Annotated in this window: 18 protein-coding genes and 1 tRNA gene; 8 read left to right on the top strand and 11 right to left on the bottom strand. The window is 71.4% G+C overall.

Annotation, left to right across the window (positions count from 1 at the left end; all coding sequences use genetic code 11):
- Window positions 1-54: 54 nt before the first annotated feature.
- Window positions 55-1,719, bottom strand: coding sequence for a GNAT family N-acetyltransferase (locus CLV46_RS17110; RefSeq protein WP_100363603.1), 1,665 nt, complete (start codon window positions 1,717-1,719; stop codon window positions 55-57).
- 147 nt (window positions 1,720-1,866) lie between these two features.
- Here CLV46_RS17110 and CLV46_RS04140 point away from each other — a divergent pair, with 147 nt between their 5' ends.
- Window positions 1,867-2,274 carry a helix-turn-helix transcriptional regulator gene (locus CLV46_RS04140; RefSeq protein ID WP_100365888.1) on the top strand — a complete coding sequence of 136 codons (408 nt, stop codon included), beginning with the start codon at window positions 1,867-1,869 and terminating at the stop codon, window positions 2,272-2,274.
- Window positions 2,275-2,284: 10 nt separating this feature from the next.
- Window positions 2,285-2,689 carry a VOC family protein gene (locus CLV46_RS04135; protein ID WP_100363602.1) on the top strand — a complete coding sequence of 135 codons (405 nt, stop codon included), beginning with the start codon at window positions 2,285-2,287 and terminating at the stop codon, window positions 2,687-2,689.
- A 27-nt stretch (window positions 2,690-2,716) separates the two neighbouring features.
- Here CLV46_RS04135 and CLV46_RS04130 read toward each other — a convergent pair whose 3' ends face one another.
- From CLV46_RS04130 to CLV46_RS04120, 3 genes are read right to left on the bottom strand one after another with little or no spacing between them, the layout of a single operon-like run.
- Window positions 2,717-3,763, bottom strand: a complete 1,047-nt coding sequence (locus tag CLV46_RS04130; RefSeq protein WP_100363601.1) for a LacI family DNA-binding transcriptional regulator — start codon at window positions 3,761-3,763, stop codon at window positions 2,717-2,719.
- A gap of 8 nt (window positions 3,764-3,771) precedes the next feature.
- Window positions 3,772-5,634: an MBL fold metallo-hydrolase gene (locus CLV46_RS04125; RefSeq protein ID WP_100363600.1), complete on the bottom strand. Its 1,863-nt coding sequence runs from the start codon at window positions 5,632-5,634 to the stop codon at window positions 3,772-3,774.
- Entirely contained in the window at window positions 5,631-7,496 is a 1,866-nt protein-coding gene (locus CLV46_RS04120; protein WP_100363599.1) for an alpha-amylase family protein, read from the bottom strand. Before CLV46_RS04120 ends, CLV46_RS04125 begins: the two co-directional genes overlap by 4 nt.
- 32 nt (window positions 7,497-7,528) lie before the next feature.
- On the opposite strand from CLV46_RS04120, the gene CLV46_RS04115 reads away from it, so the two are divergent.
- Complete coding sequence (locus CLV46_RS04115) at window positions 7,529-9,679, top strand: protein O-GlcNAcase (protein ID WP_100363598.1); 2,151 nt, start codon at window positions 7,529-7,531, stop codon at window positions 9,677-9,679.
- Between the two features lie 422 nt (window positions 9,680-10,101).
- On the opposite strand, the gene CLV46_RS04110 is transcribed toward CLV46_RS04115, so the two are convergent.
- Both CLV46_RS04110 and CLV46_RS04105 read right to left on the bottom strand, forming a co-directional pair.
- Window positions 10,102-11,460, bottom strand: coding sequence for an HNH endonuclease signature motif containing protein (locus CLV46_RS04110; RefSeq protein ID WP_100363597.1), 1,359 nt, complete (start codon window positions 11,458-11,460; stop codon window positions 10,102-10,104).
- A 241-nt stretch (window positions 11,461-11,701) separates the two neighbouring features.
- Window positions 11,702-13,240 carry an FAD-dependent oxidoreductase gene (locus CLV46_RS04105; RefSeq protein WP_100363596.1) on the bottom strand — a complete coding sequence of 513 codons (1,539 nt, stop codon included), beginning with the start codon at window positions 13,238-13,240 and terminating at the stop codon, window positions 11,702-11,704.
- Between the two features lie 170 nt (window positions 13,241-13,410).
- On the opposite strand from CLV46_RS04105, the gene CLV46_RS04100 reads away from it, so the two are divergent.
- Both CLV46_RS04100 and CLV46_RS04095 read left to right on the top strand, forming a co-directional pair.
- Complete coding sequence (locus tag CLV46_RS04100; protein WP_100363595.1) at window positions 13,411-13,605, top strand: hypothetical protein; 195 nt, start codon at window positions 13,411-13,413, stop codon at window positions 13,603-13,605.
- Window position 13,606: 1 nt separating this feature from the next.
- A complete protein-coding gene (locus CLV46_RS04095) occupies window positions 13,607-14,239 on the top strand; it encodes a hypothetical protein (protein ID WP_100363594.1) in 633 nt (210 codons plus the stop codon).
- Between the two features lie 6 nt (window positions 14,240-14,245).
- Here CLV46_RS04095 and CLV46_RS04090 read toward each other — a convergent pair whose 3' ends face one another.
- Window positions 14,246-14,881: a LysE family translocator gene (locus CLV46_RS04090; RefSeq protein ID WP_100363593.1), complete on the bottom strand. Its 636-nt coding sequence runs from the start codon at window positions 14,879-14,881 to the stop codon at window positions 14,246-14,248.
- Window positions 14,882-14,964: 83 nt separating this feature from the next.
- Here CLV46_RS04090 and CLV46_RS04085 point away from each other — a divergent pair, with 83 nt between their 5' ends.
- On the top strand, window positions 14,965-15,159 hold the full coding sequence (locus CLV46_RS04085; RefSeq protein ID WP_100363592.1) for a hypothetical protein: 195 nt from the start codon (window positions 14,965-14,967) through the stop codon (window positions 15,157-15,159).
- On the opposite strand, the gene CLV46_RS04080 is transcribed toward CLV46_RS04085, so the two are convergent.
- The 3 genes from CLV46_RS04080 to CLV46_RS04070 all read right to left on the bottom strand — a co-directional run bounded on the left by CLV46_RS04080 (window position 15,156) and on the right by CLV46_RS04070 (window position 17,101).
- A complete protein-coding gene (locus CLV46_RS04080; protein WP_100363591.1) occupies window positions 15,156-15,593 on the bottom strand; it encodes an SRPBCC family protein in 438 nt (145 codons plus the stop codon). The two genes, CLV46_RS04085 and CLV46_RS04080, sit on opposite strands and share 4 nt — an antisense overlap.
- Window positions 15,594-15,687: 94 nt before the next feature.
- Entirely contained in the window at window positions 15,688-16,554 is an 867-nt protein-coding gene (locus CLV46_RS04075; protein ID WP_170028524.1) for an SDR family NAD(P)-dependent oxidoreductase, read from the bottom strand.
- Between the two features lie 79 nt (window positions 16,555-16,633).
- Window positions 16,634-17,101: a winged helix-turn-helix transcriptional regulator gene (locus CLV46_RS04070; RefSeq protein WP_170028522.1), complete on the bottom strand. Its 468-nt coding sequence runs from the start codon at window positions 17,099-17,101 to the stop codon at window positions 16,634-16,636.
- Window positions 17,102-17,214: 113 nt separating this feature from the next.
- Here CLV46_RS04070 and CLV46_RS04065 point away from each other — a divergent pair, with 113 nt between their 5' ends.
- Complete coding sequence (locus CLV46_RS04065; protein WP_100363589.1) at window positions 17,215-17,919, top strand: SDR family oxidoreductase; 705 nt, start codon at window positions 17,215-17,217, stop codon at window positions 17,917-17,919.
- A gap of 178 nt (window positions 17,920-18,097) precedes the next feature.
- Here the strand turns inward: CLV46_RS04065 and CLV46_RS04060 are convergent.
- Window positions 18,098-18,170, bottom strand: a tRNA-Lys gene (locus tag CLV46_RS04060).
- A gap of 112 nt (window positions 18,171-18,282) precedes the next feature.
- Between CLV46_RS04060 and CLV46_RS04055 the strand changes: the two genes are divergently transcribed.
- Window positions 18,283-18,906 carry a cyclodeaminase/cyclohydrolase family protein gene (locus CLV46_RS04055; protein ID WP_100363588.1) on the top strand — a complete coding sequence of 208 codons (624 nt, stop codon included), beginning with the start codon at window positions 18,283-18,285 and terminating at the stop codon, window positions 18,904-18,906.
- Window positions 18,907-18,970 lie beyond the last annotated feature (64 nt).

The raw sequence follows: 18,970 nt of genomic DNA, 5'->3' as shown, positions 1-18,970 counted from the left end.
GTAGGGTCCGCTGCTCCCCCGGTCAACCGGGCTCGCGGATGCGGCACCGCGCGCTCAGACGCGGCCGCGCCACTCCCGCTCGAGCAGCGCCCACTGGTCGAGGGTCGTCCACTCGCCCTTGAACCAGTCGCCGTCCACCTGCCGTGCCTCCTGACGGAAACCGAGTCGGCCGAGCAGCCGGGCGACCGGCTCGTTGCGGGCGTCGGAGAAGGCGATCACGCGATGGGCGCCACCGACGGCGAAGAGCTCCCTCAGCACCGCTCCGAGCGCCTCGGCGGCGACCCCTCTCCCCTGGGCTGACGGCGCGAGCGTCACCCCGACCTCGAATGTCGCGGGCTGGTCGGCAAGGCGGTGCACGGCCACGTCTCCCAGCAGCGCCCCGTCGGCATCGGTGATGCCGAGCTGCTGCCACTCGCCGGAGGCGGGCAGGCTCGCGCGGGGCATCGGGCCGAGGTAGGCGAGTGCATCATCGAGCGAGTAGTCGACGTCCCAGCTCTGCCAGCGCGCGACCTCGGGGATCGTGCGGTAGGCCACGAACTCGGCCGCCTGCGCCACCTCGAGCGGCGCGATCCGCAGCCGATCCGTCGTCAGAACGACGCCGGCGTCGCGCATCCACTCCAGGTGCAGGATCGGGAAGGGTCGGCCGTCACCGTCGGTCTCGGAACGACCCACCTGCCGGAATCCGCGGCGCAGGTAGAACGCGTGCGCCGACGGGTTCTGCTCGTTCACGTCCACGAGCAGGCGCTCGCGGTTCCGCCGCGCGTGGTCGAGCAGCATCGTGCCGACGCCGGTGCCGCGCGCCCGGTCGCCGACGAAGAGCATCTCGAGCCGGTCGCCGTCGACGCCGGCGAAGCCGAGCACCTCGTCGCCCCGCGCGACGACGTCCACGGTGAGCGCGGGGAGATAGGTCGTGCGCACCTGCTCGGCGTAATAGGCGACGTCATCGGCCGAGAGGAAGTCGTGCGTCGCCTCCACCGCCTCACGCCACACGCGGGTCAGCTCCGACAGCTCGTCGGGCATCCGCGCCGCACGCACCGTGACAGACGGAGGCGCGGGGAACAGGTTCAGCGCAGCCCACTGCAGCAGGATGACCGTCTTGCCGTCCACGATGCGGCCGTCGGCGACCATCCGCAGCGCCTCGTCGAACGGCAGTTCGACCGCCTCGATGTCCTCGCCCTCGTCGACGACGCCGCCACCTGGTCCCGTCACATCGCCGGCGGTCCACGGTGCCACGAAGAAGTGCACCCGCTCCGTGACCGACCCGGGACTCATGTACAGGTCGAACACGTGGCGCACCTCCCCCACGACGGCCCCGAGCTCCTCGGCCAGTTCGCGGCGCACCGCCTCCTCGGGCGCGTCGCCGTCGAGCAGGCCGGCCGCCGTCTCGAGCAGCATGCCGTCGGGATGGTCGTTCACGTACGCCGGGTAGCGGAACTGCCGGGTGAGCAGCACCGTGCGCCGCTCGAGGTCGTACAGCAGGATCGTCGCGCCGTTGCCCCGGTCGTAGGTCTCGCGCTGCTGACGTTCCCACACCCCGTCGCGGCGCCGGTAGCTCAGGGTCGTGCGGCGCAGCACATGCCAACCGTCGGAGACGACCTCGACGTCATCGACGCGCACGTCGGGATTGCGGTCGAGGTCGCGGCCCACCCGGTCGAGTCCGGTTCTGCCGCGACGGTCCGGGATGTCGGCGCCGAGGCGCCCGCTCGGGGATTCGATCACGGTTCGAGGGTACGGAATCGCCGCGACCGCCGGGACAGCCGCCTCGCACCGGCTGGCCCGGTGACGCCCGGGGCCCCTCCGGTGCACAATGTGCGTGTGAGTGCCGATCTCGACGAGCTGCGACGGCTGCGCCGCGCCCGCGACCAGATGGACCGGGAGTACGCGCAGCCGCTCGATGTCGCCGCGCTCGCCCGCACCGCCCTCATGTCCCCGGCGCACTTCAGCCGGCGCTTCCGCGACGCCTACTCCGAGACGCCGTACTCCTACCTCATGACCCGGCGCATCGAACGGGCGAAGGCGCTGTTGCGGCTCGGCGAGTTGAGCGTCACCGAGGTCTGCTTCGCCGTGGGATGTTCGAGCCTCGGCTCGTTCTCCACGCGGTTCACCCAGCTCGTCGGGGAATCCCCGTCGGTGTACCGGGCGCGGGACCACGACGATCTGCGCTCGGTCTCCGGTTGCCACGCGATGAAGCTCACGCGACCCCGGAAGACCGACGCGGCGCGGCGGAGCGAAGAGAGCAGGATCGGAGAAGCAGCGCTCGCGGCACCGGCCTAGTGTCGCTGACATGACCGTATCGATCAGCCACGTGCACATTTACGTCGACGACCCCGACGCCGCCGCCGCCTTCTACCGCGACGTGCTCGGCCTCACGGTGACCAACGAGGTCGAGAACGACGGATTCCGCTGGATCACCCTGGCCACCGCGAGCCAGCCCGAGATCCAGATCGTCCTCTCCCAGCCGCAGGCCGGCCGATCGAAGGAGGACGGCGACGCCCTCGCCGCCCTGCTCGCCAAGGGTGAGCTCGGCATGGTGCAGTTCCGCTCCGACGACCTCGTCGCCACCTTCGACAAGGTCGTCGCCTCGCCCGCCGCCGATGTCGTGCAGGAGCCGACGGACCAGTTCTGGGGCGTTCGCGACGCCGCCGTGCGCGACCCCGCGGGCAACCTCCTGCGCATCGAGCAGGGCTAGGAGAGCCGTCGCGACGTCGCGGGTCGGTCAGGCGCGCGGGGACGCCGTGGAGCCGCGGTGGCGGATCTGCGCGGGCAGCACGACCGAGCGCGGAGCCGCGCCGGGTTCGGCGATCCGCTCGAGCAGCGTCTCGATCGCCGCCTCGCCCAGTGCCGCCGCGTCCTGCACGACGGCGGTCACGCCGGGGCTCACCATGCTCATCCACGGGGCGTCGTCGAACGAGACGAGGCTCAGGTCGTCGGGCACGGCGAGACCGAGGTCGGCGGCGGCGCGCCAGGCGCCCTCCGCGAGCACGTTGTTGGCGGCGAAGATCGCCGTGGGACGCCGGTCGGTCTGCAGCAGCTGGTGCGCGGCCGAATGCGCGGCGTCGACGTCCCATCCGGTCGGCACGACGAGGGTGCCGTCGAGCTCGATGCCGGCGGCGCGCAGCGCGTCGGCGTACCCCTCGTGCCGGTCGCGGCCGGTCGTCCAGTCCGTCTCGTCGATGAACAACGCGATGCGGCGGTGACCGAGCTCGAGCAGGTGCTCGGTCGTGGCCCGCGCGGCGGCCCGGTTGTCGACGACGACCGCGTCGCCGCGGCCCTCCGCGAACTGGCGGTCGACCTCGACCATGGGCGTGCGCTGACGGACGAGGAAGTCGGCGAGGTGCCCGGAGACGGGTGTGCCGACGACGCCGGCGACCCGCAGCGCGACGAACGCCTCCGCCGCCTCCAGTTCGTCGTCGGGGATGCCGCCGTCGTCGATGAGCATCATCGTGTAGCCGTTGCGGCGGGCGGCGCGGCCGGCGCCGAAGGCGAGGTCGGCGTAGAAGCTGTTGCGCAGGTCCGAGACGAGCACGCCGATCAGGCGGCTGGACTGCTGCTTGAGGCTGCGCGCCGTGGCGTCGACGACGTACCCGAGCTCGCGGGCGGCTTCGCGCACCCGTTCGCGCACGTGAGCGGCGACGTAGCCGTTGCCGGCGAGCGCCCGCGACGCGGTGGACCGTGACACCCCGGCGGCCTCGGCGACCTCCTTGATGGTGGCGCGGCGCAGAGGGGGCAGCGAGATCGCGTCCGTCGGCGTCGCGTCGCCCATTGCCACCCCTATTCCACGTCGACGAGAGCCTCCGCATGCTGACCGAGTCGGAGATCTCCGATCGTCACGTCGAACGCGATGCGCGCCCGTCGCGTCGGCTCGGCCGGTGCTCCGACCACGATCTCGATCCCTGCCGTGCCGCCCGCGGCGACGCGGTGCACGATCGGCTCCCGTGGTGAGCGCCAGCCTAGTGGAGCGACCGTCTCGACCCGCACATCCGCGTCATGAGGGTGAGGATTTCGCACATCGAGCGTGTAGACCACATCGGCGCCGCGCGCGGTGCGGGAACGGTAGGGGGTCGCCCGGGCGAAGACGCTGTCGGCGTCCATCGCGAACTCGTCGAGCGGCAGCAGCTCCTCGTGCAGGGCGATGAGCTCGCGACCCTCGTGGGCGAGGTAGTCGAGGTACCCCGGTTCGACCCAGCGTGGCTCCCAGTGCCCGCTCGCGAGGAGTCCCGGCCCGATCCGCCGGTAGAGGTCAGCGCTCTTGGCGTAGTCGTCGATGCGGAACCGGTTGCGGTACTGGTAGTTGAGGATCTCGCGCCGGTCCCCCGGGACACCCAGGTTCTCCTGCTGGTCGCCGGTGAACATCACCGTCATGCCGTCGACCCGCAGCGAGAACGCCGCCTGGTAGAGCGTGTGCCCGGCCTCTTCGTGCACGCCGATCTCGTACTCGTTCCAGCGCACCGACTGCTCGAGCGGCAGCACGCGGTCGGAGGGGATCGGTTCGAACCAGAGGCACGGCAGGTCGTAGCGCATCGGGTCGGCGAGGATGGGCGCCACGTTCTCGGGCGTCCACACCTCCGTGCCCTCCACCTCGCGCAGCAGCGGCATGCCGGCGATGTGGTCGTCGTGGTAGTGCGTCGCGAGCACGACGCTGATCTTCGTCACCCCGAACTGCTTCTTGAGCGCGGGGAGCGAGGCGAGCCACGGCCGCCGGGCGGACCGGTCGGTGCCGGCCGGAAGTCCGGTGGTCATGTCGTAGCCGTAGTCGATGAGCAGCGCCTCGCCGGTCCTCGACAGCAGGGCGTAGCCCGTCGCGTTGCTCGACCGGTTGATGAGCAGGTGCTCGCTGATGCGCACCCAGGGCACGCGCAAGCGGTCCTCGAGGTCCCAGGGGTACCAGCGCCGGCTGTCGACGTAGCGCTGCATCGACCGGTGCAGCGCAGCCAGAGCGCCGTGCGCATCCGTCATCACCTGCCCGTGAGAGGGCAGCAGCACGTCGACGTGCTCGTCGCGCAGCAGGAGTGTCGAGATCACCGTCATCGCCGGCCCCTCGTGGTGCGTGTACGACCACTGGCTCGCGGCGAGCGACCACACCTTGCCGGGCGCGTAGATGAGGTCGCCGGTGAAGGCGAGCCGTTCGCCGCCGCGATCGACGAGGTAGCTGACCGAGCCGACGGTGTGGCCGGGGGTGGGGATGGTGTGCACCTCGACGCCGCCGAACTCGGCGGTGCGGTATTCGGGCACGGTGCCGGCGACGGGCACCGACTCCAGCAGCGAGAAGCGGTCCTGGCGGGTGTTGTAGTCGTTGTCGAACTGGCGGCCGAGCCACATCTGCTCGACGTCGGCGAAGAGGTCGACCTCGACCGGGGGCACGTGGATGCGTGCCCCGTGCTCGACGGCGCGCGGCAGCCCCTGCCCCTGATCGCGGTGGTGGTGGGTCATCAGCACGTCGGTGATCCGGTCGATGCCGAGGTCGGCGAGCACGTCGAGCACCGCCCCCGCACCGAAGTCGATGGCGATCGCCGTACGGCGGCCGTCGGCATCCGGCACGGCCTCGACGAGGTACACGTTGCAGGTGTCGCGCACGAGGTGCACGCCGGGACGCACGGTCTCGACCGCGGGAACCCCGACGGGGAGGGACGTCATGCGCGCAGCGCCTTCCGGTAGTCCGCCCAGCTCTCGGCCACGGCGGCGAGGTCCTCGGCATGGATGCGCTCACCGGAGCGGTCGATGCTCTCGAGGTAGTAGAGCGCCGGCACGCCGAGCGAGCCTTGCGCGGCGACGTAGTCGAGCCACTGCTCCCGGTTCGGCATCGGCCACTGGTCGGTGTCGATCGGATGCTCGGGCAGGGCGCGCGTCGCGACCGCATGCCGGAACGCGAGTTGCGACACGACGGAGACGCGCTCGCCGTGGATGTCCCTCTCGAGCACGTCGTTGAGACGGATCATGTCGGCCACGTCCCCGAACGACGGATGCACGGTGTGGCAGATCACGAGGGCGTCGGGTTTCGTCGTCTTCGCCGAGCGGTAGAGCACGTCGAGCAGACGGTGCAGTGCGGCGATGCCCCACACGCCGTCGTGACCGCGCAGCGTCTGCCCGGTGGGGGTGCGCTGGGTGAAGTCGACCTTGAATCCGTCGGCGTCGAGCCCGTCGGCGGAGAGCAGGTGCGCGACGATGCGCTCGAGTCGCTCGAGGTAGGCAGGATTCGCCGGGTCGACCGCGATGGGCCGGCCGGCCGCATCCGTGACGCATTCGTCCGCGGGGAGCCCCTCGGGATCCCACGCCTTCCACCACAGCAGCACTTTCACGCCTTCGCGGTGCCGGTCGGCGATCCAGCCCTTGAGGTCGGGCCAGTGCTCCTCGTCCACCGTCGCGGTGCCGTACTCGGCCTGCCAGCGGTCGTCGATGACGATCGTGCCGGGACGCAGGTCGTTGAGCTCGAGGGTGAGCCGGAACTCGTCGTAGACGTCCTGCCGCGCGAAGCTCGGCGCGGCCCGCACGACGAGGTTCTCCTCCTCGGGCGACTCCGCCTCGGTATCGGCGGTGGGATCCGGCACCTCGCGCAGCAGGTGCATGGCGCGCGCGCATTGCGCGCCCCATCCGCAGAAGATCGGTTCGAGCCACCAGTCGGCGACCTCCGGAGCGGCCTCGGGCGCGGATCCGTGGTCGACGAGGTCGGCGCGGTAGTCCTCGAGCACCGCCCATCCGCCGTCCGCGTGACGGAACACGACGGTCGGCGAGGTCCACTCGCCGTCGACGATCGTGTGACCCTCGTAGCTGAAGCGCAGGTGGAATCCGCCGTCGATCGGCTCGTAGCGCACGGCGGTGAAGGTGAGCCGCTCGACCGCCTCGCGCACCCACATGCCGAGCCATTGCCCGCCGGGCACATCCGTCGGCCCCTCGGCGAGTTCCCGCGCGAGTCCGAAGGCGAGCGGCGGCGGCGAGAAGATGCCGTTCAGCCGGCCGGGGTCGGCGTCGCCGATCGCGCCGAGCACGGCGGAGGAGCGCGCCGGACGCACCACCTGCACGGGCTCGGTCGGTACCGGTACGAGCACGCTCGCGAAGTCGATGCGCGAGCGGAACACGCCCGTCGCGCCGTGTTCGGTGCTCGCCGATCCGCCGAACAACACGAGGTCGGTGAGACGACCGGATCCGGTGACGGTCACGGTGAACGCCACCGTGCGCGCGGTGCACACGATGGTGAGACGGTGCTGTTCCCACGCGGTGCTGCGCACATCGAGCGTGATGACGACGCGGTCGTCGAACTGCTCGGCGACGGGCCGACCGTATTCGAGCACTTCATCCGGGAGCCCGGCGGTATGCGCCGAGCTGATGAGGTTGAGGTCGCTCCAATTGAGACCGTCGCGGTCGCCGAGCTTGGCGTACGGGGAACGCGCGAAGACGTCGTTGGTGTACTCGATCGCGAAGCGGTAGTCCTCGCCGGTGACGAGGATGCCGGTGGCGGTCGTACTCAGCTGAGCGGGCTTCGTCGCTGTCGTCAGAGACATGCCGACAAGCCTATCTGGTAACGTTGCCACACATGCAGACCCCGAGTGGGGGGACGGCGGATTCCCTGCTCCCCCGCCCGCGCCTGATCACCGTCGACGGACCGGTCGTGCGCCTCGCCGAACAGCCCCTCTCCGTCGAGCGCTCCGGTCGTTCCGGTCACACGGACCTGCCGCCGGAGGGGTACGCGCTCGTCGTCTCCCCCGACGGCGTGAGGATCGTCGCGGCCGACGAGGCGGGGGAACGCCATGCCCGGGTGACCCTCGCCGAGCTGGGCGAGAGCGTCGAGGCGCTCACGATCATCGACTGGCCGACGCTGCCCCGCCGCGGGGTGATCGAGGGCTTCTACGGCGACCCGTGGACGCACGAGCAGCGGATCGACCTGATGGCGTTCTCGGAGCGGATGAAGCTCAACAGCTACGTGTACGCGCCGAAGGACGACCCGTTCCACCGGTTGCGCTGGCGGGAGCCGTATCCGCCGGACGAGCTCAACCGACTCGCGGAACTCGTGCGCGCCGCCGCCCGCCACGGCGTCGACTTCGTGTACGCGCTGCACCCGGCCGTCACGATGCGATTCTCCGACCCGGCTGATCATGCCGCTCTGCTCGCGAAGGCGGAGCAGTTGTGGTCCATCGGCATCCGTTCGATCGCGCTGCTCTTCGACGACGTCGAACCGGAGCTGAGTCATCCGCCCGACCTCGCGCACTTCGGCGACGATGCCGGTTCCCTCGGCGCCGCGCACGGCGCGACGTGCGCGATGTTCCAGCGGGAGTTCCTCGAACCGCACGGAGTGACCGACCCCGTGCTCATGGTGCCGATGGACTACGCGGGCATCGACCCGTCGCTCTACCGCGATCGGCTGCGGGAGACCCTGCCCGAGAACACGCTCGTGTGGTGGACCGGGCACGACATCGTCGTCGGCGAGGTCACCCGCGACCACATCGATGCGGCCGCGGCGAGCTACGGGCGGCCCCTGCTGCTGTGGGACAACTACCCGGTCAACGACTTCGACCGCACGCGGCTCTTTCTGGGACCGCTGCAGGGTCGCACGACGGATGTGGTCGGCTCGGCGTTGCGCGGCATCAGCGTCAACCCGATGGTCGAGTACGAGCCGTCGAAGTTCGCGATCGCGAGCGCCGCCGAGTGGGCATGGAATCCGGAGTCGTTCGACGAGGCGTCCTCCGCCGAGCGCGCGCTCCACGCGGTGGCCGGCGCGGATGCGGAGGCACTGCGCCCGCTCGTCGCAGCTCTGAGCGCGTGGCCGCCGTCGGCGCCGCAGGCGCCGAGGCTCACGGAGCAGCTGCACGCGGAACTCGAGGACACGCCCGCGATCGGTCTGGTCGACACGCTCGACGCGCTCGCCGCGGCTCCCCGCCGCGTGGACGCCACCACCCCGCTCGCCCGGGCGCTCGACCCGTGGCTGCGGTCCGGGGCGTCGATCGCGGAGGCGGCCCGCGCGGCGGTGCGGCTGCTCCGCGGGTCGGGTGACGCGGAACGTGTCGCCGCGCTGCTGCGCGACGCCGAGGAGCACTACGCCGGGGTGCTCCGGCCGGTGCTGCCGCCGTTCATCCGCGAGACGCTGCGCCGCGCGGGCGCACTCCCGGAAGCGGAGGGCGACGGCCCCCTCGTGCACGTGCTGTACCGACCGCAACCGCGGCCGGGTGAGCTGGCCCTGCTCGACGCGCTGCGGGCGCGCGGTCTGCGGGTCGGAGCCGCAGCGGCCGGCGAAACGCCCGATCTCGTCGTCGTCATGCGCGACAGCGATCGCGACCAGGTTCTCGCCGCCGCGACGCCGGGCGTGCCGGTGCTCGCGTGGGCGCACCTGCGCGAGTTGGGGATGGCGACCGGTGATGCAGAACTCGTCACTCAGGAGACCGTCGAAGTGGTGGCGGCGGACGATCCGCTCGCGGCCGGGTCCACCGGTCGGGTGCGGGTGTACCGCGGTCCCGGTTTCATGACGTCGTCGGTGCCCCTTCCGGGCGGCGTGGTCGTGGCGCGCACGGTGGCGGAGCAGCGTCCGGTGATCGTGCGATATCCCGCTGCCGACGGCCGCGCCGAGCGGGTGGCGTTCTTCCTCGCCGGCGACGCGTTGTCGCCGTGGTTGGTGACGCCGGAGGGCGCGCGGCTGCTCGACGCGGCGCTCGACCACCTGCTCGCACCCGCCCTCGCCCGCACGACCGCCTGACCCGCGGTCGGCGCGTGTCCGTTCCCTGAGCCTGTCGAAGGGAACACCACGCACAACCCGGTCGCTTCGACAAACACAGTGACCGTGTTGCGTTCCCTGAGCTTGTCGAAGGGAACACCGTCGCTTCGACAGGCTCAGCGACCGGTTGCGTTCCCTGAGCCTGTCGAACGGAACACCACGCACAACCCGGTCGCTTCGACCGGCTCAGCGACCGGTTGCGTTCCCTGAGCTTGTCGAAGGGAACAGCACGTGCGACCCGTCGCTTTGACAGGCTCAGCGACCGTGCTGGTTTCCCTCGGCCTGTCGAAGGGAAGCGTGCGTGCGACACGCTTCGACAGGCTCAGCGATCGCCCCGTTCCCTGAGCTTGTCGAAGGGAACACCCCGTACGACCCATCGCTTCGCCGGGCCAGCGACCGGTTACTCACCCGGAGCGTGCGGCGGTGGCGGGTGTTCGGGTGGCCCGTTGTCGGCCGAGTGGTCGCCAGCGTTGGTGGGGGTCGATGTGGGGTGGTGCGAGGAGGTGCGGTTTCCCGCGGATCGTCTCCATTCGGTATCCGCTGTTGTGGAGCATGTGGTGGTGCGCAGCGCAGAGCAGCACCCCGTTGTCGAGGTCGGTGGGGCCGCCGTGTTCCCATTCGAGGAGGTGGTGGGCGTGACACCACGATGGTGGTGCGGTGCAGCCCGGCCACACGCATCCGCCGTCCCGGACCGCGAGCGCGCGGCGTTGAGCGGGGCTGAACAGCCGTTCCCGACGGCCCAGGTGCAGCACTTCACCGTTGTCACCGAGGACGACGGTGCTGATGTCGGCGTCGCATAGGAGGGTGCGGGCGGTGAACGCGCTGATCGGTTCGGTGACGTCGTCGATCCACGCCGCCCCGCGACCGGTGTCGAGGTGGTCGGCGCGGACGACGATGTTCACCGTCGCGGTGGCTCGCAATGAGCCGCTCGGTGCTCGAACACCGGCCGTCAGGAGTCCGATGAGGATGTCGAACTGGCGTTGGTCCCGCGTGCGAGGGTCCAGGCTCGGGTCGCTCGGGTCGAGGTCCTCGTCGCTCAGGAACCGCGGTTGCCGGTCCGGGGCGGTTCCCTCGGCCATCGCGGCGCGGAGGAGTCCGGCGGAGAGCGGGTCGGCGACGCCGGAGAACGGGGTCATCCCGTTCATTTCGCGTCCGATCGAGAATCGTCGTTGCGCGCGGAGGATCTCGTCGCGTGGGCGGGCACCATCGGGGTCGAGGTACTCGCGCCACACCAGCGCTTGGGTCTTCACCAGATCCGCGGAGTCGACCTCGGCCGCCTCGACGAGCATCCGCTCCGCATGCTCGAGCTGCGCCGAGGTCGCCGTGTCGGCGCTGTCGAGGATGCGGACGATGTGCCCGGCCGACTCCACACCGATCCGCCCCTCGCGCACCGCATCCGCGACGAGCGGGCGCAACGCAGGCAACACCTCGCCCGACAGCGCCATGCGCGTGCGCAGCGCAGCTGCGAGGCGGATCCGCCGCGCCGCCTCGGCTTGCGAGACGCGGCTGATGCGCTCGATGAGGTGCGCCGGGCGGGCGCACCCCTGTCGGTATCCGAGGCCCTCGCTGCGCAGTTCGGGGCGGGAGCGTTCCGCGACTTCACCCGCCGTGGTGATCCGGAGGGCGTCAGCGAGGCGACCCACCTGTTCGACGCGTCCGGTGAGATCGCACAGGGCCGTGTCGGTGAGGTGCTCGATCGGGAGCGCGGCGGCGCGGCGGAGGAGGTGTTCCGCCTGCTCGATGAGCGCCGCCGCTTCGTCCATACTCAAAGCGTGAACCGGACCACTGACATTTGGTTTTACCCGGTCAGGAGGCGGTTTCGCTGTGGAGAAGCGTCGTTTCGGTGTTGCTGGGGAGGAGTAGCAGAAGGTAGTTTGGATCGTCGCTTCGACAGGCTCAGCGACCGAGTTCTCCGTCGGGGCAACGCGCCGCAACGGCTCAGCGACCGGGTTCTCCGACTGGGACAACGCGTCGACAGCCCGACCGCGACCGGCCGCCCACCGGCTACAGCGCGAGTACCTGCCCCGCGTCGGCGAGCCGCTGCTGCAGCCGCGGCACGTCCACCTCGTGCACGGCGCCGGCCGCGGGTCCCGGCGCGCCCGCGGCGAGCGCCGCCGCGACTCCGGCGGCGTGCCCGAGCATCTGGTACTGCGGCTCCATCCGGATCGACGAGAACGCCACGTGCGACGCCGACACGCACACGGCGACGAGCAGGTTGGCGCAATCCTCCCGGCGCGGCAACAACGCGCGGTACGGCACCTGGTAGGGCGGCACGGCGACCGACAGGTACCCCTCCGTCGCGACATACGCGATCGGGGCCGGGTGCTCGTAGGCCCACCGCCACGTGCGCTGCACCTCACGGATGTCGAAGTGGTACGAACCCATCGCGATGGCGTCCGGATGCGCGACCGGCGTCGCGAGGTCGTGCTCGGTGAGCACGTGTTCGCCGAGCATCCGGCGCGCTTCGCGCACGTACAACTGGTGCGGCAGGTGGCCCGTGTCCGCGAACTCGTCGGCGGGGAGGCCCCAGCGCTGGAACTCCTGCCGGATGTGCGCGGGCACCGCCTTGTCGTGACCGAGGAACCACAAGAAGTCCTGCGCGTGGTGCAGGTGGTGCAGCCGCAGCTCCTCCCGACGGTCGAGCGAGGCGTCCGGGTACTCCCACGCCGACCCGTCGAGCACGCTCAACGAGAACGGCCCGAGCGAGTTGCCGTCGCACTTGCCGCCCGGCAGGTTCTCCTCGAGCCCGATGTAGCGCCCGGTCGGCAGGTCGCCGTGCTCCGCGAAGAAGCGCCGTCCGAGCTCCCAGTGCGCTTCGTCGTATCCGACGCGTCGGGTGATCGGGATGCGGTCGGGCGCGGTCGTGAGGCACACGCGGTATCCGAACGACATGACCCCGCCGTCACCCGCGCCCACCTCGGCGAGGGGCTCGGGCTTGATCTGCGGCAGGAGCGCTCCGGGTTCCAGCCCGGTCGGGTCGTCCCGGAACGGCGAGATCCACGGCGGCATGTTGTGCCGGCCGGGCGCGAGTTCCTGTCGTCCGGCGAACCGCTCCCCGTACAGCGCTCGGTCCTCGCGCCCGATCGCGAACGGGACGCCGGCGAGGGGCAACAGGTCGCCCTCGTAGCTCGCGTCGACGAAGACGGCACCGACCACCTCGATGCCCTCGGCGGTGCGGATGCTGCGGATGCGGCCCTCTACGACCTCGGCCCCGGTCACCTGGGCATCGAAGATCACCTCGACACGGGCCTCGTCGAGCCATCGACGGAAGATCGCCTCCGCCACGTGCGGTTCGGGACCGGCGTAGTGGCCGGGCGCGACCCCGTAGTGCTCGGCGATGTCGCGCCGCAGACGGTCGGCCATGCCCCCGAGTACCCGCACGTCGCCGACGTCCGTGTAGCCGAGTCCACCGGAGGTCATGCCGCCGAGATGACGTCCCGGTTCGAGGAGCACCGTGCGGGCGCCGGTTTCCGCTGCGGCGACGGCGGCGCAGACGCCCGCCGATGTGGCGCCGTACACGACGACCTCGAACTGCGAACTCATCCGAACGCCCCCAGACTGTCGACCGTCGCCGAGCCCAACACCAGGTGAGAACGTACCCAGGACGGTCGATCGCGTCAATCATCCGCGCCGGGCCATCCTGCGTGCCGACTGGACGGCTGGTCTCCGATCAGCCCGGCTCGCTAGCGTGGGGGCGACCGTAAGGAGTCGACATGCGCAAATTCCTGTTCAACGGAGCCATCATCAGCGCCATCTTCGGCGCGTTCACCACGCTCCAGACCACGCGGAAGGGTCCGCGCGACTGGCGGCTGCTGCTCATGTGGGTGAGCTGGGCGGCGACGACCGCGATCGCGATCGGCACCGTCGTGAAAGAAGCCACTGACAACGACCGCGAACTGGAGTACTGACGTGCGCGACGACTTCGATTCCCCGTTCCCCGGAGCACTGTTCCATTCGGTGACCGGCGCCCTGTCGATCATGGGCTGGCTGCTCCTGATCTCCGGACTGATCGTCGTCGGGTTCTTCCTCGTGCGGTTCCTGCTCGTCGCCACCCGCGCCGCTCAGCTCTACGTGGCGCAGCACGCGCCCGCGGTGCCGACGACCGACCCGCACCACCCCGCCCCCGCGGCCCACCACCCGCAGCCGGCTGGCCCCGCGAGCCCGGCGAGCCCCCCGGCAGCACCTGCCACGCCGCCCGTCGGCGGCGCGCAGCCGGCGGCGACGCCCACGCCCGCCCCGTCACGCGACACCCCGACCGTCGCCGGCGGAGCCACGAGCACCTCTCCGGCCGACGGCGGTCCGGTCACCGCCCCGGCGTCCGCGAGCTCCGGCGCGGCGCCCGTCACGGCGCCTGCGGAACGTCAGCCGACCGCACCGACGGAGAGGATCGCGCCCGCGGAGCCGCTGTCGCCGACCACGGAGCTTCCGGACGACCTCGCCCCGAAGCCGGCACGCGCCCCGCGCTCGACGCCGGCACGCACGCGTTCCACCGCGGCGAAGCCCGCTCCCAAGCGCACGCCGAAGACGCCGCCGACCGAGTGACCGCGCTCAGGCGCGGGACTCGCTCACGGCGAGTCCCGCGCCGAGGCCGATCATCGCCACCCCTCCCGTCGCACTGAGCGTGCGGATCCGCCGCGGTGACCGGGCGAACCAGTCACGCGCCGCCCCGGCGAGCAGGGCGGTCGTGCCGTCCATGAGCAGGGCGAGTACCGCGAAGATCGCGCCGAGCCCCAACATCTGCATCGGCAGTGGTCCGGCGGCCGCATCCGTGAACTGCGGGAACACGGCCGCGAAGAACACGATCGACTTCGGGTTGCTCACCCCCACGAACACGCTCTGCCGCAGCACGGCGATGCGCCGGGTGGGGACGGCGGTCGTGTCGGCGGCGCCGATCCGGCGCCGGTGACGGATCGCCTGCACCCCGAGATACACGAGGAACGCGGCACCGACGTACTTGACGACCGTGTAGAGCACGATCGACTGTTCGAGCAGCGTGCCGAGCCCAGCGGCGACGGCGACGATCTGCAGGCTGATTCCGACCGTGTTGCCCAGCACGCTCAACAGGGCGCCGCGGCGTCCGAGCACGAGCGCTCGTCCGATCACGAACAGCACGCTCGGGCCGGGGATCGCGATGAGCACCGCGGCGGCCAGGGTGAAGGCGATCACGTTCTCCCAGGGAGGCATGCCCGGGATGCTACTCCTGAAGGTCGCCTGAGCATCGGGCCGCTCCGCCCCGACGTTCGTCGAGCCGGTGGTCGAATCGGGTCATGTCCGACATCGACGACACCACCAACGACGCCCGCGACGAGTCCCTCGAGCTCCGACGGGAGCAGGACCGCGAAGTGCGCCGACTCGCCGACGAGGGCGAAGGGAGCGGTCGCAACGACGACGCCGACGCCCCGTCGCCCGACCACCACAACGCCGAGACGGAATCCGACACGGAGTCCGGCGGACCCGCCTAGGCCGCGCCGCCCTCGCTGAGGAACGCGAGACGCCGCAGCGTCTCCCGATTGCGAACGGTGATGAGCGGCTCGCGCAGCACGCGCGGCACCGCCTCACCGGGCCCCTCGACCGCATCCTCGGTCAGCCTCACCACGCATCCGCCCGGGCGCTCGCGCACCTCGACCACGATCCGGGCCTCGCCGAGCGGCCACCCGCGGGCGAGCAGCACGGCCCGGCGGGGCGGATCCCACTCCTCGCACACGGTCTCGTCGTCGAGCACGAACGGCCACGACCCGACCGAGTGGTGCAACCGGCTCCCCGGCCGTGGCCACGAGTCGTCGACCTCGCGCATCCGTGAGGCGCCGACCACCCACGACGGGTAGAGCCAGCCGTTGGCCAGCACCGCGAACACGCGCTCGGGAGCGCACTGCATCGCTCGGACCGTCACCGACATGGATTCCCCTCCCCCACGACCAGCGCCGGCGATCGGCCGGCACGCCCGATCAGTCTGACACCCGGGCGCCGGCGGGCGCCCGTCTCCGGCTGGATCACCGGTCGGGCGTCGGAGGCACGGCGTCGCGTTCGGAGAGCAACGGTTCGAGCATCCGCAGCGTCTCCCACCACAAGCCGGCGCGCAGCTCGGCGTCGTACGAGAGCGACGACGACGCCTGACGCACGTCGCGGTCCCAGTAGGCGCCCGAGCCGAGCGATGCACCCGCCCGCACGAGGCGCGCGATCCGGGCGCCCGGGATGGCAGGATGCACGGCGATGGCGTTGTACAGCCGCACCCGACCGAGGGGCTGATCACGGCCGATGCGCGTCCGCACGAGACCGGGGTGGAGGGCGTTGACGACGATGCCGCGTGGGAGCACCTGCGCCCACCCGTAGACGGCGAGCAGATTGGCGAGCTTCGACCGCGAGTACGCCTCGTACTGTTCGAAGTCGCGGCGGAAGTCGAGGTCGTCGAGCGGCAGGCGCAGTCGCCGCGCACCGGCGAGGGGCCACCGGTGCCCCACCGAGTTGACCTGCACGATGGGGCTGCCGTCGGCGATGAGGTCGAGCAGCAACGCGGTCAGCCCGAAGGGCGCGAGATGATGCACCGCGAGGTTGAGCTCGTGCCCGTCGGCGGTCTCGACGCGGCGGTGCGGCATCACGCCCGCGCTGAAGACGACGGCCTGCACCGAGCCGGTGACGCTGCGGACCCAGTCGTCCGCTTCGGCGAGACCCGCGCGGGTCGACACATCGATCCCGGCGGCGTGCGCGTCCGACGTGGTCGAGATCGACTCCGCGACCGCGCGCCCGCGGCTCGCATCCCGTCCCAGGATGAGCACGCGGTCGAAGTCCGGGGCCAGTTCGCGCACCGCCTCACGGCCGATGCCGCTGGATCCGCCGACGACGAGGAGGGTGCGTGCCATGCGAGGAAGCCTAGGAACCGCTTCTCGTGTCATCAGGGAGAGTCGAGCGGATACTCAGTCTCGGACGACGCGGGGCCGGTCATCCGGCCGCCGACAGCGCGCCGGGACCCGGCACGGTGGCCACCCGATCGGGCTGCAGCTCCGAGCCGTCGGAGCGCAGGAACGCCAGCCGCACGGGCTCGCCGGAGGCGCGATCGACGTAGACGGTGGCGGGTCCGTGGCCGGATGGCCGGTGGGCGTCGCCCCAGTCGACGAAGGCGGCGAGCACCGTGGTGAGGCGCAGGCCCGCGTCGGTGAGCACGTACTCGTCACGCTGACGCCGACCCGCCTCGCGATAGGGGCGACGCTCGAGCACGCCGGCCCCGACGAGGGTGTCGAGCCGCGCCGTGAGGATGTCGGGGGCGATCCCGAGTCGCTCGCGGAACCCGCTGAACCGGGTCACCCCGGCGAGCGCCTCGCGCACGACGAGGAGCGTCCACTTCTCGCCGAGCACCTCGAGGCTGCGCGCCACCGAGCAGCGCGCGTTCCGTTCGGCCGGGCTGATCATGGATCGATCCTACGCTGGATTGTCTTGCCATATCCAGGGTGCTAGGTTGGCAATTCCTACCTAGGTGCGGTGATCCGCCGCACCAGATCCCAGCCGACGAAAGGCCCACCGTCATGACCGCACTGCGCGACTCCACCGTGCTCATCACCGGGGCGAACGGCGGCCTCGGCCGCTCGTTCGTCCGCGAGGCACTCGCTCGGGGTGCGCGGAAGGTGTACGCCACGGCACGCACCCCGCAGGAGTGGGACGACGCGCGAGTCGTCCCCCTCGCACTCGACATCGACTCGATCGAGTCGGTCGAGGCGGCCGCCGCCGTGGCCACCGACACCACGATCCTCATCAACAACGCCGGCGTCTCCGACGGCGGACGACGCGTGCTGTCGATCCCCGTCGACGACGCCCGGCGCATCCTCGGCACGAACGTCGTGGCGCAACTGGCGATGACGCAGCGGTTCGCCCCCGTGCTCGCCGACAACGGCGGGGGCGCGGTCGTGAACATCCACTCGGCGCTCAGCTGGCTCGGAACCGGTGTCTACGCGAGCTCCAAGGCGGCCTTCTGGTCACTGAGCAACGCGCTGCGCGTCGAACTGCGGGAGCAGGGGACGCACCTGGTCGGAGCACACCTCGGCTACACGGACACCCCCATGACCGAGCGGCTGGACGTGCCGAAGGAGAACCCGGACGACATCGTCGCGGCGATCTTCGACGGCCTGGAGGCGGGCGACTACGAGGTGCTCGCCGATGAGGCGAGCCGCGCGACGAAGGCCGCGCTCTCCGCCCCGCTCGAGGCGCTCTACCCGGCGCTCGCGCGCGTCTGACACCGCGTCGAGCCCGCCGCCTCTGGGCACCGCGTCGAGCGCCGACGCAGTGTCCAGACGGCGAGCCGGGGCGGCATCAGCGCGATCACACGCCGGCGATTCGCGGCCGCCCGCGGCCGCGGGCTGCGGCGGGAAATGAAAAGCCCCGCGAACTGGCGAGAGTTCACGGGGCGATCCGTACACCCCCCGGGACTTGAACCCGGAACCCACTGATTAAGAGTCAGTTGCTCTGCCAATTGAGCTAGAGGTGCGCGTTCGGGATGTTCTCCGAACCGAGGGTCAACGATAGCATCTCCCCCGCCCCGCGTCGAACCCGGCCATCGCGCCCAGGCGCGTCGGGGCGGATGCGGGCAGACTGACGGCATGGACGTACCGTCGACCGGGGATTCCACCGTCGGGGAATGGATGCGGCGCCTCGCCGAACCGGCCGGGGTGCCGGGCGGCGGAGCCGCGGTCGGCGTCATGCTGTCGATCGCCGCGGGGCTCATGTCGATGGTCGCGGCGTACACGGAGGCGGACGAACCGGCCGAGCGGGCCCGTGCGCTGCAGCGGACCGCGTTGCGCCTGACCGACGACGACGCCACGGTGTCGGGCGCTCTCGGTGCGGCCTTCCGCGACCACGGCGACATCCGCACGGCGTCGCTCGACGCGGCACGCTCCTCGGCGACCCTCGGCGAGCACGCATGCGCGGCCATCGCCGACCTCGAGTGGCTCGCCGAGCACGGCAAGCCCTTTCTCATCGCCGACGTCGCCGTCGCCACGGCGTCGCTGCGCGGCGCGCTCGCGGGAGCCCGCGCGAACCTCAGCTACGACCTCGCCGCGCTGCGCTCCGCCGGTGACGACGACGCCGCGATCCGGACCGCGCATCCGGCACTCTGGGATGCCGCCGACCGGTTCTCCGAGGCGATCGACCGGCTCGACCGACTGGCCGCCGCGATCGACGACCGGGCCGCGCCGACCTCCACCCACCGTCCCGCCGCCGGCTGACCGCGGGCGTCAGCGCGTTGTGCCAGCATGACGGGTGGCGCGCGCGGCAGTCGCGCCGCCGCCC

It is taken from the genome of Diaminobutyricimonas aerilata (assembly GCF_002797715.1).
GTDB classification, from domain to species: Bacteria; Actinomycetota; Actinomycetes; order Actinomycetales; family Microbacteriaceae; genus Diaminobutyricimonas; species Diaminobutyricimonas aerilata.
Note: the sequence above shows the minus strand (reverse complement) of the source record. Positions and strands in the feature narration are given on the sequence as shown.

Coding starts and splice junctions, on each gene's coding strand:
- CLV46_RS04110 (WP_100363597.1), bottom strand. CDS start 11,460: ATGGACGAAGCGGCGGCGCTCATCGAGCAGGCGGAACACCTCCTCCGC.
- CLV46_RS04070 (WP_170028522.1), bottom strand. CDS start 17,101: ATGATCAGCCCGGCCGAACGGAACGCGCGCTGCTCGGTGGCGCGCAGC.
- CLV46_RS04075 (WP_170028524.1), bottom strand. CDS start 16,554: ATGGCACGCACCCTCCTCGTCGTCGGCGGATCCAGCGGCATCGGCCGT.
- CLV46_RS04120 (WP_100363599.1), bottom strand. CDS start 7,496: ATGTCTCTGACGACAGCGACGAAGCCCGCTCAGCTGAGTACGACCGCC.
- CLV46_RS04115 (WP_100363598.1), top strand. CDS start 7,529: ATGCAGACCCCGAGTGGGGGGACGGCGGATTCCCTGCTCCCCCGCCCG.
- CLV46_RS04140 (WP_100365888.1), top strand. CDS start 1,867: ATGGACCGGGAGTACGCGCAGCCGCTCGATGTCGCCGCGCTCGCCCGC.
- CLV46_RS04125 (WP_100363600.1), bottom strand. CDS start 5,634: ATGACGTCCCTCCCCGTCGGGGTTCCCGCGGTCGAGACCGTGCGTCCC.
- CLV46_RS04130 (WP_100363601.1), bottom strand. CDS start 3,763: ATGGGCGACGCGACGCCGACGGACGCGATCTCGCTGCCCCCTCTGCGC.
- CLV46_RS04105 (WP_100363596.1), bottom strand. CDS start 13,240: ATGAGTTCGCAGTTCGAGGTCGTCGTGTACGGCGCCACATCGGCGGGC.
- CLV46_RS04080 (WP_100363591.1), bottom strand. CDS start 15,593: ATGTCGGTGACGGTCCGAGCGATGCAGTGCGCTCCCGAGCGCGTGTTC.
- CLV46_RS04135 (WP_100363602.1), top strand. CDS start 2,285: ATGACCGTATCGATCAGCCACGTGCACATTTACGTCGACGACCCCGAC.
- CLV46_RS04085 (WP_100363592.1), top strand. CDS start 14,965: ATGTCCGACATCGACGACACCACCAACGACGCCCGCGACGAGTCCCTC.
- CLV46_RS04065 (WP_100363589.1), top strand. CDS start 17,215: ATGACCGCACTGCGCGACTCCACCGTGCTCATCACCGGGGCGAACGGC.
- CLV46_RS04090 (WP_100363593.1), bottom strand. CDS start 14,881: ATGCCTCCCTGGGAGAACGTGATCGCCTTCACCCTGGCCGCCGCGGTG.
- CLV46_RS04055 (WP_100363588.1), top strand. CDS start 18,283: ATGGACGTACCGTCGACCGGGGATTCCACCGTCGGGGAATGGATGCGG.
- CLV46_RS04100 (WP_100363595.1), top strand. CDS start 13,411: ATGCGCAAATTCCTGTTCAACGGAGCCATCATCAGCGCCATCTTCGGC.